The sequence below is a fragment of the Cellulosimicrobium cellulans genome, assembly GCF_016907755.1.
Taxonomy (GTDB): domain Bacteria; phylum Actinomycetota; class Actinomycetes; order Actinomycetales; family Cellulomonadaceae; genus Cellulosimicrobium; species Cellulosimicrobium cellulans_D.
Genome location: NZ_JAFBCN010000001.1, coordinates 3,231,600 through 3,256,703 on the forward strand (window position 1 = coordinate 3,231,600; position 25,104 = coordinate 3,256,703).

19 protein-coding genes and 1 other RNA gene are annotated in these 25,104 nt (G+C 74.1%); 8 read left to right on the plus strand and 12 right to left on the minus strand.

Going from position 1 to position 25,104, the window contains the following annotated elements:
* Window positions 1-26: 26 nt before the first annotated feature.
* Window positions 27-1,739, minus strand: coding sequence for a flavin-containing monooxygenase (locus JOE63_RS14165; RefSeq protein ID WP_204542225.1), 1,713 nt, complete (start codon window positions 1,737-1,739; stop codon window positions 27-29).
* 121 nt (window positions 1,740-1,860) lie between these two features.
* Window positions 1,861-3,456, minus strand: a complete 1,596-nt coding sequence (locus tag JOE63_RS14170; protein WP_239576710.1) for an SLC13 family permease — start codon at window positions 3,454-3,456, stop codon at window positions 1,861-1,863.
* 82 nt (window positions 3,457-3,538) lie between these two features.
* Here JOE63_RS14170 and JOE63_RS14175 point away from each other — a divergent pair, with 82 nt between their 5' ends.
* A complete protein-coding gene (locus JOE63_RS14175; RefSeq protein WP_275582786.1) occupies window positions 3,539-4,186 on the plus strand; it encodes an NADPH-dependent F420 reductase in 648 nt (215 codons plus the stop codon).
* 21 nt (window positions 4,187-4,207) lie between these two features.
* Here JOE63_RS14175 and JOE63_RS14180 read toward each other — a convergent pair whose 3' ends face one another.
* The 3 genes from JOE63_RS14180 to JOE63_RS14190 are packed head-to-tail and all read right to left on the minus strand — an operon-like array spanning window position 4,208 to window position 9,083.
* Window positions 4,208-4,597, minus strand: coding sequence for a hypothetical protein (locus JOE63_RS14180; protein ID WP_204542229.1), 390 nt, complete (start codon window positions 4,595-4,597; stop codon window positions 4,208-4,210).
* A gap of 2 nt (window positions 4,598-4,599) precedes the next feature.
* Entirely contained in the window at window positions 4,600-7,749 is a 3,150-nt protein-coding gene (locus JOE63_RS14185) for a bifunctional [glutamine synthetase] adenylyltransferase/[glutamine synthetase]-adenylyl-L-tyrosine phosphorylase (RefSeq protein ID WP_204542231.1), read from the minus strand.
* The gene (locus tag JOE63_RS14190) at window positions 7,746-9,083 is read right to left on the minus strand and encodes a glutamine synthetase family protein (RefSeq protein WP_087473023.1); all 1,338 of its coding nucleotides are present in this window, start codon (window positions 9,081-9,083) and stop codon (window positions 7,746-7,748) included. The genes JOE63_RS14185 and JOE63_RS14190 overlap by 4 nt, the downstream gene beginning before the upstream one ends.
* 117 nt (window positions 9,084-9,200) lie before the next feature.
* Here JOE63_RS14190 and JOE63_RS14195 point away from each other — a divergent pair, with 117 nt between their 5' ends.
* Window positions 9,201-10,907 (plus strand): NAD+ synthase, encoded by a 1,707-nt coding sequence (locus JOE63_RS14195; RefSeq protein ID WP_087472371.1) that lies wholly within the window; start codon window positions 9,201-9,203, stop codon window positions 10,905-10,907.
* A 58-nt stretch (window positions 10,908-10,965) separates the two neighbouring features.
* Window positions 10,966-11,814, plus strand: coding sequence for a 3-methyl-2-oxobutanoate hydroxymethyltransferase (gene panB, locus JOE63_RS14200; RefSeq protein WP_204542233.1), 849 nt, complete (start codon window positions 10,966-10,968; stop codon window positions 11,812-11,814).
* A 34-nt stretch (window positions 11,815-11,848) separates the two neighbouring features.
* Here the strand turns inward: panB and JOE63_RS14205 are convergent, their stop codons facing one another.
* Window positions 11,849-12,766 (minus strand): N-acetylmuramoyl-L-alanine amidase, encoded by a 918-nt coding sequence (locus JOE63_RS14205; RefSeq protein ID WP_204542235.1) that lies wholly within the window; start codon window positions 12,764-12,766, stop codon window positions 11,849-11,851.
* A complete protein-coding gene (locus JOE63_RS14210; RefSeq protein WP_087472374.1) occupies window positions 12,763-12,984 on the minus strand; it encodes a hypothetical protein in 222 nt (73 codons plus the stop codon). Before JOE63_RS14210 ends, JOE63_RS14205 begins: the two co-directional genes overlap by 4 nt.
* Window positions 12,985-13,053: 69 nt before the next feature.
* On the opposite strand from JOE63_RS14210, the gene map reads away from it, so the two are divergent.
* Both map and ppgK read left to right on the plus strand, forming a co-directional pair.
* Window positions 13,054-13,965, plus strand: coding sequence for a type I methionyl aminopeptidase (gene map / locus JOE63_RS14215; protein WP_087472375.1), 912 nt, complete (start codon window positions 13,054-13,056; stop codon window positions 13,963-13,965).
* Entirely contained in the window at window positions 13,962-14,738 is a 777-nt protein-coding gene (ppgK, locus tag JOE63_RS14220) for a polyphosphate--glucose phosphotransferase (protein ID WP_087472376.1), read from the plus strand. Before map ends, ppgK begins: the two co-directional genes overlap by 4 nt.
* 6 nt (window positions 14,739-14,744) lie before the next feature.
* On the opposite strand, the gene JOE63_RS14225 is transcribed toward ppgK, so the two are convergent.
* The 4 genes from JOE63_RS14225 to rnpB form a co-directional block, all read right to left on the minus strand.
* On the minus strand, window positions 14,745-15,110 hold the full coding sequence (locus JOE63_RS14225) for an STAS domain-containing protein (protein ID WP_244286194.1): 366 nt from the start codon (window positions 15,108-15,110) through the stop codon (window positions 14,745-14,747).
* 329 nt (window positions 15,111-15,439) lie between these two features.
* Window positions 15,440-18,061: a phosphoenolpyruvate carboxylase gene (locus JOE63_RS14230; RefSeq protein WP_204543743.1), complete on the minus strand. Its 2,622-nt coding sequence runs from the start codon at window positions 18,059-18,061 to the stop codon at window positions 15,440-15,442.
* Between the two features lie 236 nt (window positions 18,062-18,297).
* Window positions 18,298-19,116 carry a bifunctional hydroxymethylpyrimidine kinase/phosphomethylpyrimidine kinase gene (thiD, locus tag JOE63_RS14235; RefSeq protein ID WP_204542237.1) on the minus strand — a complete coding sequence of 273 codons (819 nt, stop codon included), beginning with the start codon at window positions 19,114-19,116 and terminating at the stop codon, window positions 18,298-18,300.
* Between the two features lie 59 nt (window positions 19,117-19,175).
* An RNA gene (rnpB, locus tag JOE63_RS14240) (RNase P RNA component class A) lies at window positions 19,176-19,589 on the minus strand.
* 121 nt (window positions 19,590-19,710) lie between these two features.
* Between rnpB and JOE63_RS14245 the strand changes: the two genes are divergently transcribed.
* Both JOE63_RS14245 and recQ read left to right on the plus strand, forming a co-directional pair.
* A complete protein-coding gene (locus JOE63_RS14245; RefSeq protein WP_307840110.1) occupies window positions 19,711-21,789 on the plus strand; it encodes a HelD family protein in 2,079 nt (692 codons plus the stop codon).
* A gap of 68 nt (window positions 21,790-21,857) precedes the next feature.
* Window positions 21,858-23,699: a DNA helicase RecQ gene (gene recQ, locus JOE63_RS14250; protein WP_204542239.1), complete on the plus strand. Its 1,842-nt coding sequence runs from the start codon at window positions 21,858-21,860 to the stop codon at window positions 23,697-23,699.
* A 66-nt stretch (window positions 23,700-23,765) separates the two neighbouring features.
* On the opposite strand, the gene JOE63_RS14255 is transcribed toward recQ, so the two are convergent.
* Window positions 23,766-24,149 (minus strand): tautomerase family protein, encoded by a 384-nt coding sequence (locus tag JOE63_RS14255; protein ID WP_204542241.1) that lies wholly within the window; start codon window positions 24,147-24,149, stop codon window positions 23,766-23,768.
* Window positions 24,150-24,235: 86 nt separating this feature from the next.
* On the opposite strand from JOE63_RS14255, the gene JOE63_RS14260 reads away from it, so the two are divergent.
* Window positions 24,236-25,078: a YaaA family protein gene (locus JOE63_RS14260; RefSeq protein ID WP_204542243.1), complete on the plus strand. Its 843-nt coding sequence runs from the start codon at window positions 24,236-24,238 to the stop codon at window positions 25,076-25,078.
* Window positions 25,079-25,104: the final 26 nt, after the last annotated feature.

The window sequence follows — 25,104 nt, forward strand, 5'->3', positions numbered from 1 at the left end:
CGCAGGGGGCGCACCGCACCCGCCGGTCAGCCTGCGGCAGGGACTGCGGCGGTCTGCGTGGCGGCGGCGGGCACGTGAGCCGTCGGCAGCCCGGAGCCCGGACGGAACCCGGCGTACTGCTCGGCCGCGGCCCGTGCGCACTCGTCCTGGTAGACGGGTCCCCCGCCGAGGTACACCGCCATCTCCGCGCGCTTGCCGGGGACGTTGCCGCCGACGAACCAGGCGCCGGCCTTCTTGCCCTCCTCGTACATGACCGTGGCCCGCCCCGCGCGCTCGGTCTCCTCGTACCACCACTCCTCGGCCTCGCGCGTGGCCTCGAGCTGCGCGACGCCGTTCTCCCGCGCGTACGCGAGCGCCCGCTGGAGCCACTGCGCACCACGCTGGACCGGCACGGTGAGGTTGGACAGCGGAGTCTGCGGGCCGAGCGACAAGAAGAAGTTGGGGAACCCGTGGACGGAGATCCCCAGGTACGTCCGCAGCCCGTCCCGCTCCCACCGCTCCCGCAGCGTGACGCCCTCGCGCCCCACGACGTCGAACGCCGTGAGCGCGCCGGTCATGGCGTCGAACCCCGTCGCGAGCACGAGCACGTCGAGCTCGTGCTCGACCTCCTGCTCGCCCCCGTCCTCGGAGCCGCCGACCACGACGCCGCTGGGCGTGACCCGCGTGATCGGGTTCGCGAGCACGTCCACGAGCTCGACATTGTCCCGGTTGTACGCGGCGTAGTAGCCGTGCCCGGTGGGCGGGCGCTTGCCCATGAACGTGTAGGTGGAGGGGCTGAGCGCCTCGGCGGTCCGGGGGTCGGTGACGATCTCGCGGATCTTGCCGCGGAGGAACTCGGACGCGAGCGCGCTCGCCTCGGGGCTGGAGACGAGGTCGGTGAAGCACTCGTTGGCGAACCGGAAGCCCCCGGCCTCCCACCGTGACTCGAAGACCCGACGGCGCTCCTCGGCGTCGACCTCGAGCGCGGACCGCGTCGGGACCTCCATCGGCACGCCGAACGGGTGCTGGGCTGCGCGCTCGAAGACGGCGTCGTAGTCCGCCCGCAGCGCGGCGAGCTCGTCGGCGGTCACGGCGGGGCTCGTCGTCTCCAGGACGTAGTTCGGGGTGCGCTGGAAGACCGTGACCTGGGCCGCCTGGGCGGCGAGCTCCGGGAGCATCTGGATCCCCGAGGCGCCGACGCCGATCAGCCCGACGCGCTTGCCGGACAGGTCCACCCCCTCGTGCGGCCACCTCGCCGAGTGGTGTGCGGGCCCGGTGAAGGTGTCCAGGCCGGGGACGTCCGGGTACAGGGGGCGCGAGAGCAGCCCTGTCGCCGAGACGAGGTAGGTGGCGCGCAACGTCGACCCGTCGGCGAGGGTGAGGGTCCACTGGTTCGTGGCGTCCGAGTGCTCGGCCCGCTCGACGGTCGTGCTCAACCGGATGTCACGCCGCAGGTCGAGCCGGTCGGCGACGAACTCCAGGTAGGCGCGGATCTCCTCGCCGCGCGGGTAGCGCTCGCTCCAGTCCCACTCGTCCCGCACCTCGCGGGAGAACGAGAACGCGTACGCGAGGTACTCCGAGTCGGTGCGCACACCCGGGTACCGGTTGGCCCACCACGTCCCGCCGACTCCCCCGGCGGCGTCGACCACGAGGACGGAGAGCCCGACCTCCCGCAGATGGTGGAGCATCGCCAGCCCCGAGAAGCCCGCCCCGATCACGACCGCGTCGTAGGTCCCGCCGCCGCTCGCCACATCGCCCATGCACCGCTCCCCTGTCTCAGATCCGTCCGGACACCGCCGGGCTGACGGCCCGTGCGATGCGGTATACCGTCCCACGCACGGGGGCTTCCTGCCACGGCGGGCCAGCCTCCGACCAGCCTGGTCAGAACGGCCAGACGAGCGGCACGTAGAGGACCGCGGCGGCGAGGAACACCACCGCGAGGGGGAGGCCCAGACGCCAGTAGTCGCCGAACCGGTAGCCGCCCGGCTGCAGGACCATGAGGTTGACCGGCGTCGCGATCGGGGTGAGGAAGGCCGCAGCGCCGGCGACCGTGAGCGCCATCATGAACGGCTGCACGCTCACCCCGAGCGTCTGGGCGAACGACACCGCGACCGGCGCCATCACGAGGACGGTCGCGACGTTCGAGATGAACTGGCCGAGCACGAGGGTGAGCACGCACACGACGAGCAGCGCGAGGTGCGGAGAGCCGCCGCCGGTGAGCCGGAGCACGACGTCCGCGATCGCGTCGGCCGCACCCGAGGAGACGAACGCCGCGGACAGCGGGATGAGGGCCGCGATGAGGACGACGGTGTCCCACGAGATCGCGCGGAACGACTGCGGCACGGTGACGACCTTCGTGAGCACGAGAGCTCCCGTCGCGAGCAGCCCAGCGATCACGGGGGGCACGACCCCGGTCGCGAGCAGCACGATCGTCACGACCAGCACCGCGAGGCAGCGCCGCCAGCCGCGCCCCAGCGGGACGCCCCGCTGCAGGCTCCGCGGGGAGTCGACGGCGATGACGTCGGGCGACTGGGTGTACCGGTGGAGCGCGTCCCAGGGTCCGCGCACGAGCACCGCGTCGCCGGGCTGGAGGATCATCGGCCCCGAGGGCGCCTCGGACTCGGGGCCCGTGGTGCTGCCGTCGCCGCGGCGGATGGCGAGCACGACGAGGCCCTCGTCCCGCGTCGTCATGCCGGGGCTCACCCGACGCCCGACCAGGGACGAGCGCGGCGCGATGAGCACCTCGACCACCCCCGTGCCGCCGGTGAAGAGGCGACCGGTGTCGAGCTCCGCGGGGTAGCTCTCGCGCCACGAGCGCACCCGCTCGCGAGGGTCGGCCGTCGTCTCGGCCAGGTGCTCGGGGACACGCTCCGGGAGCAGCCGGTCCCCCAAGGTCACCACGAGGACCGCCGTGGCGAGCACGAGCGGGATCCCCACCAGCGCGAACTCGAAGTAGCCGAACTCCTGGCCGCCCGCCTCGGCCGCCGCCTCGGACACGATGATGTTCACCGGCGTACCGGTCAACGTCAGGAGCGAGCCGGCGCCCGCGGCGAACGCGAGCGGGATGAGCATGCGCGAGGGGACGATGCCGGCTCGGGCGGCGGCCACCACCGCGACCGGGAGCAGCGCCGCGACGGCGCCGTTGATGCTGATGACTGCCGCGAGGAGCGCCGCGACCCCGACCATCAGCGCGAGCAGCCCCGCCCGTCCCAGGGACGCGCGCCGTTCGAGCCACTGCCCGATCCACGCGGTGATGCCCGTGGAGTCCAGCGCGTCGCTCAGCACGAACAGCGTCGCGATGAACAGCACGATCGGGTCGCTGAAGCCGCTCAGCGCCGCGTCGAGCGGGAGCACGCCCGTCGCCCAGAGCGCGACGGGCACGAACAGCGCGACGACGACGAGAGGGAGCCGGTTGGTCATGAAGCCCACGACCGCCAGCGCCAGGATCACGAACGTCGCGACCAGCGGATCGATCATGGGCACCCCATGGGACGTCAGGATGCCACACGACCCCCGTCCGGGAGATCACCGGAATAGTGGGCGCGCCGGTGCGTTGTCGATGACCATGACGACACTCGGGATCATCGGCGCAGGCAACATCGGCTCTCAGGTCGCGCGGGCCGCGATCACCCACGGCTACGACGTGGTCATCGCGAACTCGCGGGACCCCCGGACCCTGGACGACCTCGTCGCCGACCTGGGGCCCCGGGCGCGGGCGGCGACCGCGGAAGAGGCGGCGCGCGCCGCGGACGTCGCCGTCGTCGCGGTGCCGTTCGGGTCGTACCGCGAGGTCCCGGTCGAGCCGCTCGACGGGAAGATCGTGCTCGACGCGAACAACTACTACTGGGAGCGCGACGGGCACGTCGAGGCCATCGACCGGGGCGAGGCCACGTCGTCGGGCCTGCTGCAGGAGCACCTGGCCGGGTCCAAGGTGGCCAAGGCGTTCAACCACATCCAGTCGGCGCACATCACGACCGACGGGACCCCCGCGGGCACGCCGGGGCGTCGGGCCCTGGCGACCGCGAGCGACTTCCCGGAGGCCGCGGCCTGGGTCGAGCGCTTCTACGACGAGATCGGGTTCGACGCCGTCGACACGAGCCCGCTCGCGGAGTCGTGGCGCGTCGAGCGCGACCGCCCGGCGTACGTCGCGCGCCAGGACGCCGACGAGCTGCGCGCGAACCTCGCCCGCGCGCCCCGCACGATCTGACCCGGTCCCGGGGCGGGCGCGTCAGGCGGGCTCGCCCCGGGCGACGAGGCCTGCGCCCACGATCAGCAGCACGAGGAGCGCGACCACGAGGCCGAGGAGCACGAGCGCGCGGGCCGGTTCGAGCGGCCCGTCCACGAGGCGAGCGGACCGCCGGCAGCCGAGGCCAGCCAGGCCCCACAGCACCGCGGCGGCAAGGGGCTCGGGGCTCTGCCACACGACGGCCAGCACGACCGCGAACGCCGCGAGCGCCCAGGCGATCCACCCTGCCCAGCGCAGGCGCGCGCCGTAGAACGACCCCGGCGGGCGGCCGCCGTGCTCCGACGCGACGGCGCGACGATCGCGCGCGCCGAGCAGGCGGGGCTCCTGCCGGCCGAGCAGTCCTGGGACGGGCGGCTCGTCGCGCCGGGCCACGGTCAGTCCTCGCCGTAGAAGACGCGTTCCATGACCGTCCGGGCGCGCCGCGCGGTACGCAGGAAGTGCTCCTCGAGCTCGGCCCCCGTGTCCACGTCCGGGAGGTCGAGCACGCGCGCGAGGCCGTTGAGCGCGAACCGGTCGTGCGGCAGCACGTCGACCGTCGAGCCGGTCGTCCGGCCCGACCACAGCACGAGCGCGCTGCGCAGGCGGGACGCGAGGTGCCAGGCCTCGCCGAGCACCGCGGCGTCGTCCGCGTCGACGAGCCCGGCCGTCACGGCCGCCCGGAGCGCGTCGACGGTCGACGTCGTGCGCAGACCGGCCACCTCGTGGGCGTGCTGGAGCTGGAGGAGCTGGACGGTCCACTCGACGTCGGAGACTCCCCCGCGGCCGAGCTTGAGGTGACGCGACGCCTCGACGCCGCGCGGGAGCCGCTCGGACTCGACGCGCGCCTTGATGCGCCGCACCTCGCGCACCTCCGCGAGGTCGAGCCCGCCCTGCGGGTAGCGCCGGCCGTCGACGACCCGGGTGAACGTGTCGCCGAGACCGTCGAGGTCGCCCGCGACCGGGCGCGCGCGCAGGAGCGCCTGCGCCTCCCAGACGCTCGACCACCGCTCGTAGTACTCGGTGTACGACGCGAGCGAGCGCACGAGCGGGCCGTTGCGCCCCTCGGGCCGCAGGTCGGCGTCGACCGGGAGCGCGGGCTCCGGGCCGACGGCCGACAGGAGCTGGCGCAGCCGCGTCGCCACGGCGAGCGCGTACGCCTGAGCGTCGCGACTCTCGGCTCCGGGCACCGGGTCGTGCACGAACATCACGTCGGCGTCCGAGCCGTAGCCCATCTCGCGACCGCCGAGGCGGCCCATCGCGACGACGAGCAGGCGCGCCGGAGCGGAGCCCGGGTCCTGGGCGTCGTACCCGAGCTCGCCGCGCGCGACGAACTCCGCGACGCGGAGCGCACCCGCGAGCACGACGTCCGCGGCGTCGGAGATGCTCCGCGCGGCGGCGACGGCGTCGACGACGCCCAGCAGCTCGGCGGCGCCGGTGCGGGCCAGCTCGCGGCGGCGCACGGCGCGCAGGCTCACCGTCGCCGGATCGACCTCGTCGGCGCGCGTGAGGATGGCGTCGGTCTCGGCCGTGAGCCGCTGGATACCCCGCGGGGCGAGGTCGGCGTCCTCCGCGAGCCAGCGGACCGACTCGGGCGAGCGGGCCAGCGCGTCTGCCATGTAGCGGGAGTTCGCGAGCAGGTGCGCGAGCCGCTGCGCCGCGGAGCCGGAGTCGCGCAGGAGCTTGAGGTACCAGTGCGTCGCACCGAGCGTCTCGGAGAGGGTGCGGAACGCGAGCAGTCCCGCGTCGGGGTCGGCGCCCTCGGCGAACCAGCCGAGCATGACGGGCAGGAGCTGGCGCTGGATCGCCGCGCGCCGGCTCACGCCCTCGGTGAGCGCGGTGACGTGGCGCATCGCGCCCGCGGGGTCGCGGTAGCCGATCGCGGCGAAGCGGGCCTTCGCGGCCTCGGGCGCCAGGCTCACCTCGTCCGGGGAGAGCTGCGCGACGGCGGGCAGGAGCGGGCGGTAGAAGATCTCCTCGTGCAGCCCGCGCACCTCGCGGCGCGTCGCGCGCCACCGCTCGGTGAGCCCCTCGGCGCCGTCGGTGCGCATCCCGAGCGACCGGGCGAGACGGCGCAGCTCGTCCTCGGAGGTCGGGACGAGGTGCGTGCGGCGGAGCCGGACGAGCTGGATGCGGTGCTCGAGCGAGCGCAGGAACCGGTAGCAGACCCCGAGCCGGGCGGCATGCTCGCGGCCGACGTATCCCGCGGCGGCGAGCTCGGCGAGCGCGGTGAGCGTCCCGCGACTGCGGATCGACTCGTCCGACCGCCCGTGCACGAGCTGGAGGAGCTGCACGGTGAACTCGACGTCGCGCAGGCCGCCCTTGCCGAGCTTGAGCTGGCGGTCGGCCTCGGCCGCGGGCACGTGGTCCTCGACGCGGCGGCGCATCGCCTGCGAGTCCTCGACGAAGTTCTCGCGGCCGGCCGCCGACCACACGAACGGCGCGATCGCCTCCTCGTACGCGCGGCCCAGGTCCCGGTCCCCCGCGACCGTGCGCGCCTTGAGCAGCGCCTGGAACTCCCAGGTCTTGGCCCAGCGCTCGTAGTACGCGACGTGGCTCTCGAGCGTGCGCACGAGCGGGCCCTGCTTGCCCTCGGGGCGCAGCGCGGCGTCGACCTGCCACAGGGCGGGCTCCCCCGACGTGCCCCAGCACACGCGCGCGAGGCTCGTCGCGAGCCGCGCCCCGACGCTCGTCGCGTACGCCTCGTCGTACCCCTCGGCGGGCTCGACGACGTAGATGACGTCGACGTCGGAGATGTAGTTGAGCTCGCGCGCCCCGCACTTGCCCATGCCGATGACGGCGAGCCGCACGCCCGCACCGTGGTCGTCGAGCTCCGCGCGGGCGATCGCGAGCGCCCCCTCGAGCGCGGCGGCGGCGAGGTCCGCGAGCGCCGCGCCGACGGCGGGCATGCGCGTGAGCGGGTCGGTCACGGTGAGGTCGGTCGCGGCGATGCGCAGGATCCGCTCACGGTAGGCGCGGCGCAGGGCGTCCACGCGTCCCGGCCCGGGCCGGTCGGCGACGGGCACCGCCGCGTCCGGGTCGGCGCCCGCCGCGCGCAGGAGCTCGGCCCGCACGTCGCGCACGTCGACCCCGGTCCCGGGGGTCGGGTCCGCGAGGACCTCGAGCGACGCAGGACGACGCACGACGTCGTCGCCGAGCGCGACCGAGGCCCCCAGCACCGCGAGCAGGCGGTCGCGCGCCTCGCCCGGCCCGAGGCTGCGCCGGGCGAGGTCCGCGAGCGGCGCCCGCGCCTCGACGTCGGGCCGCAGCGTGCCGGCCAGCCGCACGACCTGCAGGAGCGCGAGGTCCGGATCTGCCGCGGCACCGAACGCGGCGAGCAGCTCGTCGTCCACCGCGGACGCCGGGTCCGCGGCCTCCCCGTCCGCTCCTGGCGGGCGCCCGCCGTCGAGCAGGAGTGCGAGGTCAGGGTCCGCGAGCAGGCCTGCCGAGCGCGAGATGTCGGCGAAGCCGACGCGCGCGAGGCGACCCGTGAGCGTCGGCCGACGGGAACCGCCGGACCGACCTGACGTCGTCGTGGGCCCGCTCACAGGACCTGGAGGAACCGCTTCAGCTCGAACGGCGTGACCTGCGCGCGGTAGCCGTCCCACTCCTGCCGCTTGTTGCGGAGCACGAAGTCGAAGACGTGCTCGCCGAGCGTCTCGGCCACGAGCTCCGACTTCTCCATGACCGCGATCGCCTCGTCGAGCGACTGCGGGAGCGGCTTGATGCCCAGCGCGCGACGCTCGGCGTCGGTGAGCTCCCACACGTCGTCCTCGGTGGCCTCGGGGAGCTCGTAGCCCTCCTCGATGCCCTTGAGACCGGCCGCGAGCATGACGGCGAAGGCCAGGTAGGGGTTCGTGGCCGAGTCGAGCGCGCGGTACTCGACGCGGCTCGAGTTGCCCTTGCCCGGCTTGTACATCGGCACGCGCACGAGCGCGGAGCGGTTGTTGTGGCCCCAGCACACGTAGCTCGGCGCCTCGGCGCCGCCCCACAGGCGCTTGTACGAGTTCACGTACTGGTTGGTGATCGCCGTGATCTCCGCAGCGTGGACCAGGAGCCCCGCGATGAACTGGCGCGCCGTCTTGGACAGCTCGAACTGGGCGCCGGGCTCGTGGAACGCGTTGCGGTCGCCCTCGAAGAGCGACAGGTGCGTGTGCATGCCCGAACCCGGCTGGTCGGCCATCGGCTTGGGCATGAACGAGGCGAACACGCCCTGCTCGAGCGCGACCTCCTTGACGACCGTGCGGAACGTCATGAGGTTGTCGGCCGTGGTCAGCGCGTCCGCGTAGCGCAGGTCGATCTCGTTCTGCCCCGGCCCGGCCTCGTGGTGGGAGAACTCGACCGAGATGCCCATGGACTCGAGCATCGTGATCGCGGCGCGGCGGAAGTCGTGCGTCGATCCCCGCGCGAGGTGGTCGAAGTACCCGCCCTGGTCGACCGGGACGAGCGGCGCCTCGGCGTCGGCGGGCTGGTTGAACAGGTAGAACTCGACCTCGGGGTGCGTGTAGAACGTGAACCCCTTGTCGCTCGCCTTGGCCAGCGCACGCTTGAGCACGTTGCGGCTGTCCGCGAGGGACGGCTCGCCGTCGGGCGTGAGGATGTCGCAGAACATGCGCGCGGTGCCGTGCCGCTCGCCGCGCCACGGGAGCACCTGGAACGTGGTGGGGTCCGGCTTGGCGATCATGTCGGCCTCGTACACGCGCGTGAGGCCCTCGATCGAGCTGCCGTCGAACCCGATGCCCTCGGCGAACGCCGACTCGAGCTCCGCGGGCGCGATCGCCACCGACTTCAGCATCCCGAGCACGTCGGTGAACCAGAGCCGGATGAAGCGGATGTCGCGCTCCTCGACCGTGCGGAGCACGAACTCCTGCTGCCTGTCCATGCGGTACATCCTGCCTGATCCGTGTGACGAACGGGTGACACGGTCGTGTGGCGGACGTCGCGCGTCCGGACGACGCCGCGGACCGATCGCGCGCGCCCGCTCGTCTAGGCTGGCCGCATGGCTGATCTGCGCGTCGCGCTGGCACAGGTCGACACGTGCGTGGGGGACCTCGACGGCAACGCCGCCCTCGTCCTCGCGCGCACCCGGGAGGCCGCGACGGCGGGCGCGCGGCTCGTCGCGTTCCCGGAGATGACCCTCACCGGCTACCCGATCGAGGACCTCGCCCTGCGTGCGTCGTTCCGGCGCGCGGCGTGGGACGCCGCCGCGGACATCGCGACCCGGCTCGACGCCGAGGGCCTGGGCCACGTCACCGTGGTGCTCGGCACCGTGGGTACCGCGGGCGCGCCCCGCGGCGCGGGAGCGGCGGAGCGCGAGGCGTCCGGCTCGCCCGCCGACCTCCCGACGAACCGCGCGGTCGTGCTGCGCGACGGCGTCGTGCAGGCCGCGTACGACAAGCACCACCTGCCCAACTACGGCGTGTTCGACGAGTTCCGCATCTTCGCGCCCGGCGAGACCACGACGGTCGTCGAGGTCGAGGGCCGCCGCGTGGGGATCGCGATCTGCGAGGACATCTGGCAGGACGGCGGCCCGGTCGCCGAGATGGCGACGCTCGACGAGGCGGGGAACGGGCTCGACCTGCTGCTCGTGCTCAACGGCTCCCCGTACGAGGAGGGCAAGGGGCACGTCCGCACCGACCTCGCGGCGCGCCGCGCGCGCGAGGTGAGCGCCCCGGTCGCGTACGTCAACCTCGTGGGCGGGCAGGACGACCTCGTGTTCGACGGCGGCTCGTTCGTCACCGACGCCGCGGGCGCGGTCGTCGCGCGCTCGCCGCAGTTCGTGGAGGACCTGCTGGTGTGGGAGCTGCCCGACGACGGCCGGGCCCCGCGCGGGTCCCTCGCCCCGGAGCTGCACCCCGACGAGGAGGTCTACCGGGCCTGCGTCACCGGGCTCGCGGGCTACGTCCGCAAGAACGGTTTCCGCTCGGTCGTGCTCGGCGCGTCGGGCGGCATCGACTCGGCGCTCACCGCGACCGTCGCCGCGGACGCGATCGGCGGGAGCAACGTCGTCGGCGTCTCGATGCCCTCGCAGTACTCGTCCGAGCACAGCAAGGACGACGCCGCCGACCTCCTGAAGCGTCTCGGCGGGGACTACCGCGTCCAGCCCGTCGCGCCGATGGTCGACGCGTTCCAGGGCGAGCTCGCGCTCGAGGGCGTCGCCGAGGAGAACCTCCAGGCGCGCGTGCGCGGCGTGATCCTCATGGCGATCTCCAACCGGGAGGGCCACCTCGTCATCGCGCCGGGCAACAAGTCCGAGCTCGCGACGGGGTACGCGACGATCTACGACGCGGGCAGCATCGGCGGCTTCGCGCCCCTCAAGGACGTCGACAAGTCGCGCGTGTGGCGGCTCGCGCGCTGGCGCAACGACCAGGCGGTCGACCGGGGCGAGATCCCGCCGATCCCCGAGTCGTCCATCACCAAGCCGCCGTCCGCGGAGCTGCGCCCGGGCCAGACCGACCAGGACTCGCTGCCTCCCTACGACCTCCTCGACGAGGTGCTCGACGCCTACATCGAGCACGCCGAGGGCCGCGCCGAGCTGCTCGCTCGCGGGTTCGACCCCGAGGTCGTCGACAAGGTGGTCACGCTCGTCGACCGCGCCGAGTGGAAGCGCCGCCAGTACCCGCCGGGCCCCAAGGTCACCGCCCTCGCGTTCGGCCGCGACCGTCGCCTGCCCATCACCAACCGCTGGCGCGAGCCGCTCGACTGACGCCGCCGGTCACCCCGCGCGCCGTCCGCCCCGTACCCCGCACCCAGGAAAGGCCGTCATGTCTGCTCACACCGCCCCCGAGCCCGCCGCCACCGGCGGCACGGGACCGCGCCGCGTCCGCGTGCACCACCTCGCCGAGGCGAAGGCGCGCGGCGAGAAGATCACGATGCTCACGGCGTACGACGCGGTGACGGCGCGCATCTTCGACGACGCCGGGATCGACATGCTGCTGGTCGGCGACTCGATCGGCAACACGATGCACGGGCACGCCACGACGCTCCCCGTCACGGTCGACGACCTGATCCCCCCGGCCCGCGCTGTCGCACGCGCCGCTCGACGAGCGTTCACGGTCGTCGACCTGCCGTTCGGGTCCTACGAGGCGAGCGCGGAGCGGGCGCTCGCCACGGGCGTGCGCTTCCTCAAGGAGACCGGCGTGAACGCGGTCAAGCTCGAGGGCGGGCGCCGCGTCGCCGCGCAGGTCCGCGCGCTCACCGACGCCGGCATCCCTGTCGTCGGCCACCTGGGCTTCACGCCGCAGTCCGAGAACGCGCTCGGCGGGCCGCGGGTCCAGGGTCGGGGCGACGACGCCGCCGAGCGGCTCAGCGAGGACGCCCTCGCCGTGGCCGAGGCTGGGGCGGTCGCCGTCGTGCTCGAGATGGTCCCGGTCGAGGTCGCCGCCCGGATCACCGAGATCCTGCGCATCCCCACGATCGGCATCGGCGCGGGCGCCGCGTGCGACGGCCAGGTGCTCGTCTGGACGGACATGGCGGGCATGACGGACTGGTCGCCGCGCTTCGCCAAGCGGTACGCCGAGATCGGCGCCGCGCTCGGCCAGGCCGCCGCCGACTACGCTGCGGACGTCCGGGGCGGCACGTTCCCCGACGACGCGCACAGCTTCGCGCGCTGACCTCCCGGGTGTCCGAGGGCGGGGAGCCCCGGCGTCAGCCGACGTCCGCACCGCCGTCGCCCACCCACGCCGCGAGCCCCGCGGCGAGGGCGTCGGCGTAGCGCTGGCGGCCCTCCTCGGACTCCATGACCGCGGCCTCGTCGGGGTTGCGCATCTCCCCCAGCTCGAGCATGACCGCGGGGCGTTCGGCGTGGTTGAGGGTCGCGAGGTCGGCGCGCCGCTGGATCGGACCGTCGTCCGCGGTGACCGAGGACGACGGCGCGAACCCGGCCGCGGTCAGCGCCGCCACGAGCTCGTGCGCGAGCGCGACGCTCGGTGCTCCCTGCTCCTCGTTCACGGGCGGGTCCGAGACGATCGCGAAGAATCCGTGCGCGCGACGGTCCTCGGTCCCGTTGGCGTGGATCGAGACGAGGACGTCGGCGTCGTTCTCCTGGGGGAAGCGGCCCCGCGCGTCGACGCACGGACCCACGCCCGCGTCGTCGGGGCGCGTGAGCACGACGACGGCGCCGAGCTCGGTGAGCCCCTCCGCGAGGCGGCTGCTCACGTCCCACGCGAACGCGTGCTCCGGGTAGCCCGCGTCCGTGGACGCGCCCACGGTGTTGCAGGCCTTGGTGTCGCCCCGCCCGTCGGGGACGGGCGCGTTGACCGTGAGCGGGTTCGCCCCGTTGGCGCCGTTGTGCCCGGGGTCGACGGCGACGGTGAGGCCGGCGAGCGGGGGCGGCGGGCCGGTCTTCGTGACCGTCGGGTCCGGGGACGCGGTCGTCGGCCCGGGTGCGGGGGCCGAGGCGACGGCGTCGCCGGACGGGGCGAGCGTCGTCGGGTCTCCCCCGGACACGGCGCGGACCTGCAGTGCGACGAGGAACGTCAGCGCGCCGACGGCGAGCCCCACGAGGAGCAGGCCGAGGCGCCCCGACCATGCGCGCCGCGGGCCGGGTGGTGGGCCGTGGGTCACTCGCCGCGCTCGCGGCGCTCTTCCTCGTCCCAGGCGTCGGACCGCTCACGGGCGGTCTCGAGGGCCTTCTCCGCAGCCTCGCGCGTCGGGTACGGCCCCATGCGGTGCGTCCACGAGCCGCTCGGTCCGCGGTGCACCTCACCCGTGCGGGTGTCGAAGTAGAACTGGTCCTCGGTCGCGGGCTCGCCGTCGTCGCTGAAGCGTGATCCGGTGCTCATGTTCCGATCCTCCCCCATCCCGGGCCGCCTGTCCGTCCGCGCCCCGCGCACCTTCGTAGACTGGCCGCCATGAGCCCCACCCCGTCCCCCACCTCGCCCGACGCCGTCGCGCCCCCCGGTCCGGACCGGCGTGGACCGCTCGTCCCGGGCGTCGTCGGACCGCTGCGCACGGTGCCCGCCTCGATCGAACGACCCGAGTACGTCGGGCGGCCGGGACCGCGGCCGTTCACGGGCAGCGAGGTCAACGACCCCGAGACGGTCGACCGCATCCGCGTGGCGTCGCGGATCGCCGCCCAGGCTCTCGTCGAGGTGGGACGCCACGTCGCCCCGGGCGTCACGACCGACGAGCTCGACCGCGTCGGGCACGAGTTCGTCCTGGACCACGGCGCCTACCCGTCGACCCTGGGGTACCGCGGGTTCCCCAAGTCGCTGTGCACGTCGCTCAACGAGGTCGTGTGCCACGGCATCCCGGACTCGACGGAGCTCGTCGAGGGCGACATCGTCAACGTCGACATCACCGCGTACGTCGGCGGCGTGCACGGCGACACCAACGCGACCTTCACCGTCGGCGCGGTCGACGAGGACTCTGCGCTGCTCGTCGAGCGCACGCGCGAGGCCCTGGCCCGCGGCATCAAGGCCGTCGCGCCGGGACGCCAGATCAACGTGGTCGGGCGCGTCATCGAGCGCTACGCGGCCCGGTTCGGGTACGGGGTCGTGCGCGAGTACACGGGGCACGGCGTCGGGCGTGCGTTCCACTCGGGCCTCGTCGTGCCGCACTACGACGCCGCGCCGGACCACGCGACCGTCATCGAGCCCGGGATGGTCTTCACGATCGAGCCGATGCTCACGCTCGGGACGTCCGAGTGGCGGATGTGGGACGACGGGTGGACGGTAGTCACCGCGGACGCCTCGCGGACCGCGCAGTTCGAGCACACGCTGCTGGTGACCGACGACGGAGCGGAGATCCTCACACTGCCATGAACGCCCACCAGGACTCTCACTCCGCTCCCCGCACCGCCTTCGGCATCGACATCGGCGGCAGCGGCATCAAGGGCGCGCCGGTCGACCTCACCACCGGCGAGTTCGCGCAGGAGCGCCACCGCATCCCGACGCCCCAGCCCTCGACCCCGCAGGCCGTCGCCGAGGTGATCGCCGAGCTCGTCGGCGAGTACGACCTCCCGCAGGACGTGCCGATCGGCGTCGCGTTCCCTGCGCCGCTGCAGCACGGCGTCGTGCGCTTCATCGCGAACCTCGACCAGTCGTGGACCGGGGTCGACCTGCCCGCGCTCGTCGCGCGCGAGACCGGGCGCCACGTCGTCGCGGTCAACGACGCGGACGCCGCCGGGGTCGGCGAGGTGCGGTACGGCGCGGCACGCGACGCGGACGGGGTCGTGCTCGTCGCGACGCTCGGCACCGGGATCGGCAGCGCCATCGTCGTCGACGGGCACCTGCTCCCGAACACGGAGCTCGGTCACCTCGAGATCGACGGGTACGACGCCGAGACGCGCGCCTCCGACGCCGCACGCGACCGGGAGGACCTGGACTGGGCGCAGTGGGCCGAGCGGCTGCAGCGCTACTTCGGCGTCGTGGAGGACCTGTTCTCGCCCGACCTCATCGTCGTGGGCGGGGGCGTGAGCAAGAAGCACGAGCACTTCCTGCCCTTGCTCCACCTCCGGGCACCGATCGTCCCGGCCCAGCTCCGCAACGCGGCAGGCATCGTCGGTGCGGCGTCGCTCGCGGCGGACGCGCGCTGACCGGAGTCAGCTCGTCGTGACCTCGTGGCGCTCCGTGCCGAAGATGTCGATGACGCCGAGCATCTCGAGGACGTCGGTCACGACCGTCGGCGGGTTGCGCAGCGTGACGGACAGCCCCTCCTCGGAGCCGATCGTGTAGAACTGCACGAGGAACGCGATGCCCGTGGAGTCCATGAACGTCACCTTGGACGTGTCGATCACCACGGGGACGTCCCGTTCGAGCGCGTTCGCGAGCGCGGCGCTCGCCTCGCTGCGGAGGGCGACGTCGATCTCGCCCCACATGTCCACGACGCTCGCCTCGGGCTCCTCGAGCAGCCGGATGCCGCCCGTCCCCGCCTCGGCGTCGTTCCGCTCCAGCTCCTGCACCAACACTGCCCCGCCCTTCGTCCCGCCCTGCCTCGCCCACCCCGACGAGTACCGCGCCTCCTGCCTGACGCTCCGATCGGTCGTTACCTGATGTCGTACGTCGTCGGGCGACAACGAGGCTCCGGCGTGATCGGTCGTCGCTAGCGTACCCCACGGATGCCGCGGGCAGGTAGGCCTCTGGCGAAGGCTTTACCCTGGAGGCCGTCGATATCGTTCACCGGAGCGATCGTTGAGGATTCATTCAACAGTTGGACGGGTGTCCAGACGGCGACGGCCGCCACTCGACCCTGAGCCGGGTCGGCGTGGCGGCCGTCGTGCGCGTGGGCGCTGCGGGGTCAGCCCGTGTTCTGCAGGCCGGCGGCGACGCCGTTCACGGTGAGCAGCAGGAGGTGCTGCAGCTCGTCCTTGACCGGCCCTTCCGCGCCCGAGCGGAGGCCGCGCAGGGCACGCACCTGGAGCAGCGAGAGCGCGTCGACGTACGGGCTGCGGAGCTGGACCGCGCGGCCCAGGACGCGGCGCCCGGCGAGAGGCCAGGCGTTCTCCGTGACGGCGAGGACCTGCTCGCGCGTGAGCCGCAGCTCGTCGAGGATCGCCTGCGCGAGGTCGTCGCGCTCGCCGAGCGCGAGGTACCGCTCCGCGATGCGCTCGTCCGTCTTGGCGAGCGACATCTCGACGTTGTCGAGGAGCGTCGCGAACAGCGGCCACTCGCGGTGCGCCTCGCGCAGCAGGTCGAGGTCGCCGAACTCCTTCAACGCCGTCCCGAGCCCGTACCAGCCCGCGAGGTTGATGCGGGCCTGCGACCACGAGAACACCCACGGGATGGCCCGCAGGTCGTCGAGCGAGGAGACGGACAGGCCGCGGCGTGCCGGACGCGAGCCGATGGGCAGCAGGCCCACCTCCTCGAGCGGCGTCACCTCGGCGAACCACTGCGGGAAGCCGTCCGCGCGCACGAGCTCGTGGAACCGGCGGCGCGACGACACGTCGAGCGCCGCGGCCAGGTCGCGGTACCGCTCGGTCGCCTCGGCGTTGCGCTTCTCCGTCGACGGCGCCGACGCCAGCAGGGTCGCCGCGGCGACCTGCTCGATGTGGCGCGACGCGATGGTCGGGTCGCCGTAGCGCGCGAGGATGACCTCGCCCTGCTCCGTGAGCTTGAACCGGCCGTCGACCGAGCCCGGCGGCTGGGCGAGCACCGCACGGTTCGCCGGACCGCCCCCGCGACCGAGCGCACCGCCACGGCCGTGGAACAGCGTCAGCGTGATGTCGTGCCGCTCGGCCCACTGCGCGATGCGGCTCTGCGCGTCGTGCAGCGCGAGCGTCGCCGAGACCGGACCGACGTCCTTCGACGAGTCCGAGTAGCCGAGCATGACCTCGACGCGGCGCCCGTTCTCGGCGAGCCGGCGCTGCACCTGGGGAAGCGTGAGCATCGACTCGAGGATGTCGACGCTCGCCCGGAGGTCCGCGAAGGTCTCGAACAGCGGGATCGCGTCGACGACCGGCACCTCGTCGGCGCCCTCGAACGCGAGCTCCGCGAGCTGGTACACCGCCGCGAGGTGCTCGGGCTTCTGCGTGAAGGACACGATGTAGCGGCGCGCGGCGCGGACGCCGTAGCGCTCCTGGACCGCGCCGAGAGCGCGGAAGGTGTCGAGCACCTCGCGCGTGCGGTCGGACAGGTCGCCCCGCAGGCCCTTCTCCGCGATCTCCGCGAGCGCGGCCTCGTGGACCTGCGAGTGCTGACGCACCTCGAGCTCCGCGAGGTGGAAGCCGAACGTCTCCACCTGCCAGACGAGCTGCTGCAGGTCCCCGTAGGCCGCGCGGGGCGCGCCCGCCGCGACGAGCGACTCCTGGACGACGCGCAGGTCGGACTCGAGCTGCTCCGCGGTCGCGTACGCGAGGTCCGCGTTGCGGGCGCGCGTCGCGGCGATCCGGTCCGCCACGACGAGCAGGACCGCACGGTGCGGCTCGCCCGGGGACGCCGCCGACGCGGCGGCCGTCACGGCCTCCGAGAGGCGGCGCTGCCGCTCCCAGAGCGCCCGCAGCCCGTCCGACGGCGGCGTGCCGTCCTGGTCGAGCGTGAGCTTGCGCCCGACGAGGCGCGTCTGCTGCTCGAGCGCGGCGAACGCGTGGTCCGCCGCGATCGCGGCCGCCTGGCGCGTGACCTCGGCCGTGACGTTCGGGTTGCCGTCACGGTCGCCGCCGATCCACGTGCCGAGGCTGACGAACGGCCGCACGAGCGGCTCCTCGCGCCCCGCCTCGTCGCCGAGGAGCCAGTCGTCCAGGCGCCGGTAGACCGTGGGGAACGTGTCGAACATCGTCGCGTCGAACACGCCGAGCGCCGTCTTCACCTCGTCGAGGACGGACGGCTTGTGCTCGCGGATCGGCGCGGTGCGCCACATCGTGTCGATCTCGGCGAGCAGGCGGCGCTCGTTCTCCGCGAGCGACGTGCCGCCGAGGCGCTGCGCGTCCCGCTCGTCGAGCAGGGTCGCGATGCGGCGCACCGCGCCGGACACCGCACGACGGCGGGCCTCGGTCGGGTGCGCCGTGAGCACCGGGCGGAACTCGAGGCGACGCAGCCGGCGCAGCGCCTCCTCACGGCCCACCTCGCCGACGAGCTGCTCGAACGCCTCCGGGAGGGAGTCGTCGGGCGTCGTCGCGCGGGTCGCGAACTCGGCCTCGCGCTCGCGCAGGACGCGCACGCGGTGGTACTCCTCCGCGAGGTTCGCGAGGTGGAAGTAGCACGTGAAGGCCCGGGCGACCTGCTCGGCGCGCGCCATGGAGAGGCCCTCGACGAGGGTCTCCGCCTCGGCGAGCACCGTGCCGGACGGGTCGTCGTACGCGCGGATGGACAGCTCGCGCAGGCGCTCGACGTCGTCGAGCAGGTCCTGGCCGCCCGTCTCGCGGAGCACGGTGCCGAGCAGACCGCCGAGCAGGCGGACGTCGTCGCGCAGCGGGGCGGGCACGTCGTGGCGGGCGAGGCCGCGCCCTGCGTGCCCGGTGTCGTCGGAGACGTCGGCGGCGGCCCGGTCAGGGCCGTCGGCAGCACCCGGCGACGGGGACAGTTCCGAAGGGGAGAGGTCGTTCACGGTGACGAGAGTATTCCTTGACCGTCAGGGGACGTGAAGGCGTCCGAGGGGTGATCGTCGGTCGAGCACCGGTCGGCAGGGGGTCGCAGCCCGCGACCCCGGACCGGTCGCCGTCAGCGGCGCGCGCCGACGCGCACCGCGTCGAACGGCGCGTTCGACGTCACGCGGTCCTCGATCGAGGCGGTGACGACGTCCTTGGCGACGCGCGCGGCGTCGAGCACCGAGGCGCCCTTGGCGAGCTCGGCGGTGATCGCGGCGGCGAACGTGCAGCCCGCTCCGCTCACGCGCTCCTCGCCGATCTTCGGCGTGCGCAGCACGTGCACCTCGTCGCCGTCGACCAGCACGTCGACCGCGTCCGGGCCGGGCAGCTCGACGCCACCCTTCGCGACGACGGCGCGCGGGCCGAGCGCCTGGACCTTGCGCGCCGCGTCGACGAGCTCCTCGACCGTCTCGATCGACTCGACGCCCGCGAGCGTGCGCGTCTCGAAGAGGTTGGGCGTGACGACGGTCGCGAGCGGGAGGACCTGCGCGCGCAGCGCGGTGTCGGTGTCGAGCGCCGCGCCCGGCTCCTGGCCCTTGCAGATGAGCACCGGGTCGAGCACCACGTGCTCCCACGTGCGAGAGCGCAGCGACTCCGCGACGACGTCGATCGTCGCAGGCGTGCCGAGCATGCCGATCTTCACGACCGACGGCTCGTGCGTGACCGTCGCCGCCTCGAACTGGTCGGCGATCACCTGAGGGTCGACCGGGACGAACCGGTGGCCCCAGTCGTTCTTCGGGTCGAACGAGACGATGCACGTGAGCGTGCCGACGCCGTACGCACCGAGCTCCTGGAACGTCTTGAGGTCGGCCTGGATCCCGGCACCGCCGGTGGCCTCCGACCCCGCGATGACGTAGGCGAGCGGGGGCGTGTGCGCGTCGTGGTGGGACATGGTGCTCCTCGGCACGAGTAGGACGGAGTGCCGTCGTCCCGGTCGTGCCGGGAGGCGGGCGGACGAGCCGGTCTGTACGCCGGGTTCTGTTCCCGCGCGAGGTCACCCTCGCGCGGGCGACGGTCATCCATCTAGGCCCTGCGTCGCCGCAGGGCTCGAGCGGTCTACCCGACTGTGCTTCTCCGTGGAGAATCGGGCGGGCAGCCCTCAGACACAGTCTGTCTGACCTTGCTCCAGGTGGGGTTTACCGAGCCGGGCCGGTCACCCGGCCCGCTGGTGGTCTCTTACACCACCGTTTCACCCTTACCGCGCCGGGCAGGGCCGAAGCCCGTCCTGACGTGGCGGTCTGTTCTCTGTGGCACTGTCCCGCGGGTCACCCCGGGTGGGCGTTACCCACCACCTTGCCCTTCGGAGCCCGGACGTTCCTCGGCGAGGAGCACGAGGCCCCTCGACGCGACCGTCCGACCGACTCGTCCGCACCGGCAAGATTACCGGTCCCGGGCGGATCGTCGAACCAGCGACCGGCCCACCTGAGGGGGCGGCGGCCCCGTAGGATGGCCCGCCCCCCTCACACCCGGATCCCGGAGGTCTGACGTGCCCGCCCCCGCCGTACCGTCCGGCCCCGACGCACCGACCGGCGCACCTGCCGGGGACGCCTCGGGCGAGCTCGCGCGGGAGCAGGAGTTCCTGGCCGCCGCCCGCACGCAGCTCGCCCGCATGCGCGAGCGGGCCGGGTCGCTCCACGCCCTCGCCGGGGACCGGGTCAGCGCCGAGTACCTCGAGGCGGCGCTCGCCCGCCGGCTCGCCCAGCTCGCCGACGACCCGGAGGTCCCGCTCTTCTTCGGACGCATCGACCTCGACGCCGTGGACCACGAGCCCGCCGAGGTCTTCCACATCGGGCGTCGTCACGTCTCCGACCCCGAGGGCGACCCGCTCGTCGTCGACTGGCGCGCCCCGGTGAGCACGCCCTTCTACCGGGCCACCCGCACCGAGCCGATGGGCGTCGCCGCCCGCCGCCGCTACGGCTTCCAGCGCGGTGCCCTCACCGGATTCGAGGACGAGTCGCTCACCGCCCCGGGTCCCGGTGCGGAGTCCTCCGCGATCCTCGAGGCCGAGATCGAGCGACCCCGTACCGGGCCGATGCGCGACATCGTCGCCACCATCCAGCCCGAGCAGGACGTCATCGTGCGCAGCGGGCTCGACCGGACCGTCGTCGTGCAGGGGGCGCCCGGCACCGGCAAGACCGCCGTCGGGCTGCACCGTGCCGCGTACCTGCTGTACTCCCACCGGGAGCGGGTGAGCCGTGCCGGCATGACCGTCGTGGGGCCCAACGCGAGCTTCCTGCGGTACATCCGCGACGTCCTGCCCGCCCTCGGCGAGGTCGACGCGACCCAGACCACCGTCGAGGAGATCGTCACGGCGCACGGCCGCCTGCGCGGGACGGAGCCCGCGGACGTCGCCCGGCTCAAGGGCGACGTCCGCATGGCCGAGGTGCTCCGACGCGCCGTGTGGTCGCACCTCGTCGAGCCGTCCGAGGCGCTGGTGCTGCCGCGCGGTGCGCGCCGCTGGCGCGTCGCCGCGCACGAGGCACGCGAGGCCGTGGCCCAGGTGGTCGGCCGGGAGCCGCGCTTCGACGCCGGCCGCGACCACCTGCGCCACGCGCTCGCGCACCGGATCCTCGTGCAGATCGAGGAGTCCGGCGAGGCGCTCGACGAGCGGGCCTGGGACGCGCTCGCGCGCACCCGGCCTGTCCGGGACTACACCGCGGCGGTGTGGCCGAAGGTCACGCCGCCGGCGCTTCTGCACCGGCTCCTCGTCGACCCCGCGTTCCTCGCCGCGAGCGCCGACGGCGTGCTCACCACGGCCGAGCAGGAGCTGCTGCGCCCGGCCCGACCGTCCCGCACGCCGGGCACGGCCCGCTGGACGCTGGCCGACCTCGTCCTGCTCGACGAGGTCGCCGACCTGCTGGCCCGCGGCGCGTCGGTCGCGCACGTCGTGGTGGACGAGGCGCAGGACCTGTCGCCCATGATGCTGCGCGCTCTCGGGCGCCGGGCGCGCACCGGCTCGCTGACGGTGCTGGGCGACCTGGCCCAGGCGACCACGCCGTGGGGAGTCTCCTCGTGGACCGACGCGCTGACGCACCTCGGCAAGCCCGACGGCCACGTGGAGCAGCTCACCGCCGGCTTCCGCGTCCCCGGCGACGTCATCGAGTACGCGGCCCGCCTGCTGCCCTCGATCGCGCCGGACCTCGACCCGCCGGTCGCCGTCCGTCGCGCCCGGGGCGAGCTGGTCCTCACCACGGGCCCGCTGGTGGACCTGGTCCGCACGGCGCTCGGCCGCGAGGGCTCGGTCGGGCTCATCGTGCCCGACGGCGGCGCGGAGGCCGCGCGCAGGGCGCTCACCCAGGCCGGCCTCCCCTTCGCGGTCGTCGGCGAGGGGTCGGACGACGCGGGCACGGTCGAGTTCGACGCGCGCCTCGACCTCGTGCCCGCGTCGCTCGCGAAGGGGCTCGAGTTCGACCACGTCGTGCTGGACGACCCGGAGGGCGTCGTCCGGGGCGAGCCCGACCGGGTCACTGGCCTGCGGCGACTGTACGTCTGCCTGACCCGCGCGGTGACGTCGCTCGCCGTCCGCCACCGGGACGACCTGCCCGCCGAGCTCCGCCGCCCCTGACGTGCGCCTCGGCGCGCCGGACGGACGCGCCGGGCCGCCGTGTCGGTCCTCGTCGGTAGGGTGCCCGGGTGGCCACAACGACTGCGACCGACACTGCGACGAACACCGCGCTCGACGTGCTCCGGCGGGTCTTCGGGTACGACGCGTTCCGGGGCGAGCAGGCCGCCATCATCGACACCGTCGTCGGGGGCGGAGACGCCCTGGTCCTCATGCCCACCGGCGGGGGCAAGTCGCTGTGCTACCAGATCCCCGCCCTGGTCCGCGCGGGGACCGGCGTCGTGGTGTCACCGCTCATCGCCCTCATGCAGGACCAGGTGGACGCCCTCGCGGCGCTCGGCGTCCGCGCGGCGTTCCTCAACTCCACGTTGTCCGTCGAGGACCGCCGCGCCGTGGAGCGCGCGCTCGTGGCGGGTGAGCTCGACCTGCTCTACGTGGCACCGGAGGGGCTCCGGAGCCGCGCCACCCTCGACCTGCTCGACAGGACGCAGATCGCGCTCTTCGCGATCGACGAGGCGCACTGCGTGTCCCAGTGGGGCCACGACTTCCGGCCCGACTACCTCGAGCTGTCGGTGCTGCACCAGCGCTGGCCGTCCGTCCCGCGCATCGCGCTGACGGCGACGGCGACGGCGGCCACGCGGGCCGAGATCGCCCAGCGCCTCGACCTGGAGGGCGCGCGGCACTTCGTCTCGAGCTTCGACCGGCCCAACATCACCTACCGGATCGTGCCCAAGGACCGGCCGGAGAAGCAGCTGCTCGAGCTGCTGCGCACCGAGCACGCCGGGGAGGCGGGGATCGTCTACTGCCTCTCGCGCGCGTCGGTGGAGAAGACCGCCGCGACGCTCGTCGAGAACGGGATCCAGGCGCTGCCCTACCACGCGGGGCTCCCCGCGTCGGTGCGCGCCGCGAACCAGTCCCGGTTCCTGCGCGAGGACGGCCTGGTCATGGTGGCGACGATCGCCTTCGGCATGGGCATCGACAAGCCCGACGTCCGGTTCGTCGCGCACCTCGACCTGCCCAAGTCCGTCGAGGGGTACTACCAGGAGACGGGGCGCGCCGGGCGTGACGGGCTGCCGTCCACCGCCTGGCTGGCCTACGGCCTCGCCGACGTCGTGCAGCAGCGCAAGCTGATCGCGACGTCCGATGGTGATGCCGCGCACAGGCGCAACCTGGGCCAGCACCTGAACGCGATGCTCGCCCTCTGCGAGACCGTCGAGTGCCGCCGCGCCCAGCTCCTCGCCTACTTCGGCCAGGACCACCCCGGGGGCTGCGGGTCGTGCGACACGTGTCAGGCCCCGCCCGAGGCCTGGGACGGGACGGTCGCCGCGCAGAAGGTGCTCTCGACGGTGTTCCGTCTGGACCGCGAGCGCGGGCAGAGCTTCGGCGTCGGGCAGGTCGTCGACATCCTCCTCGGCCGGGACACGGAGAAGGTCCGACGGTTCCGGCACCAGGAGCTGTCGGTGTTCGGGGTCGGGAAGGACCTGTCCGAGCACGAGTGGCGAGCCGTGGTGCGTCAGCTGCTCGCCCAGGGGCTGCTCACGGTCGAGGGCGTGCACGGGACGCTCGTGCTCACCGCGGGGAGCGGGGAGGTCCTGGCCCAGCGACGCGAGGTCCGGATGCGGCACGAGCCGGCGCGTCCGGTGCGCGCGACGAAGGTACGGAAGGCGGCCGCTGGCGCCGAGCTCGCCGAGGCCGACGTCCCGCTCTTCGAGGCGCTGCGCGCCTGGCGGGCGGGCGAGGCGAAGACCCAGGGCGTGCCCGCGTACATCGTGTTCGGGGACGCGACGCTCCGCGGGATCGCGACCGCTCGGCCCGCCTCGCTCGACGGGCTCGCGCTGGTGAGCGGCGTCGGCGAGAACAAGCTGGCCCGGTACGGCGACGCGGTGCTGGCGGTCGTCGCCGAGGCGGGATGAGCCGGCGCACCCCGGGCTCGGGGCCGTCCCCCGTCGCCTGCGGCGGGGCAAGACCCGGGACCGGCGTCAGACGTCGACGCGGTACGACAGCGCGAGCTCGTCGCCGCTGACCCCGCGGATGCCCCAGTTCTCGCGCGGGCTCTCCAGGATCACGAGCTCCACGTCGTCCGGGGTCAGGCCGAGGGCGGGCACGACGTCGTCGTACAGTGCCGCGATCAGCGCCCGCTTGGCCTCGCGCGTGCGGCCCGTGAAGCACACGACCTCGACGACGAGGTACGCGTCCGAGCGGGGGGCGACCAGGTCGTCGTCGTCCAGGAGCAGGAAGCGGTGGAACCGCTTGTCCGGCGGGAGCTGCCACGTGCGCACGAGCGCGTCGTGCAGTGCGTCGGACACCTCCGCCCGCCGCTCGCCCCACACGCTGCGCCGTCCGTAGATCTTCACCTGGGCCATCGGGCGAGCGTAGCCGTGACGCACCCCACGCCGTCGTCCCTGGTCACGCGCCGCGACGACGCGGCGTCCGCTCGTAGAGTGGCCGCGTGCTCGTGCTGCTCCCCCCGTCCGAGGGCAAGACTCCCGCGCCCGACGGCGCCACGCCGGTCGACCTCGCCGCGCTCACCTCTCCCGCCCTCACCGCGCACCGCGCGCAGGTGCTCGACGCGCTCGCGGCCGCGAGCGCGCGCCCGGACGCGCACGACGTCCTCGGCACGACGCCGGGGCTCGCCGACGAGGTGCGCCGCAACGCGTCCCTGCGGACGGCACCGGCGGGTACCGCCGCCGACGTCTACACGGGCGTGCTCTACGGTGCGGCCGACCTCGCGGGCGCGCTCGCGTCGGGCGGCGAGGCCGCGCGGCGGACGCGCGAGGACGTCCGCGTCGTGTCGGCGCTGTGGGGCGCACTCTCCCCCGCCGACCGCGTCCCGGCGTACCGGCTCTCCATGGCGGTCGACCTGCCCGGCGTCGGGAAGCTCGCGACCGCGTGGCGCCCGCACCTCGCCCCCGTGCTCGACGAGCGCGCGGCGGGCGACGTCGTCGTCGACTGCCGGTCCGCGACGTACGTGGGCGCGTGGAAGCCCTCGACCTCCGGGCCACGTTCGGCCGACTGGGTCGCGGTGCGGGTGGTGCGCGAGCACGCCGGGAAGCGCACCGTCGTCTCGCACAACGCCAAGCACACGCGCGGCGTGCTCGCCGGGCACCTGCTGCGCCGGGCCGCGGCGTCGCCGTCGTCGGCCGCCGAGCTGCTCGACGCCGCGGGCGAGCTCGTCGGCACGGTGATCGGCACCGAGGTGGGCTCGGGCCTGAGCTATCGCCTCCTGGAGACGACGCTCCACGACGCGACCACCCGGAACGGGCCGCGCACGCTCGAGCTCGTCATCGCCTGAGCGATCGGCCGAGCGATCGACGGAAC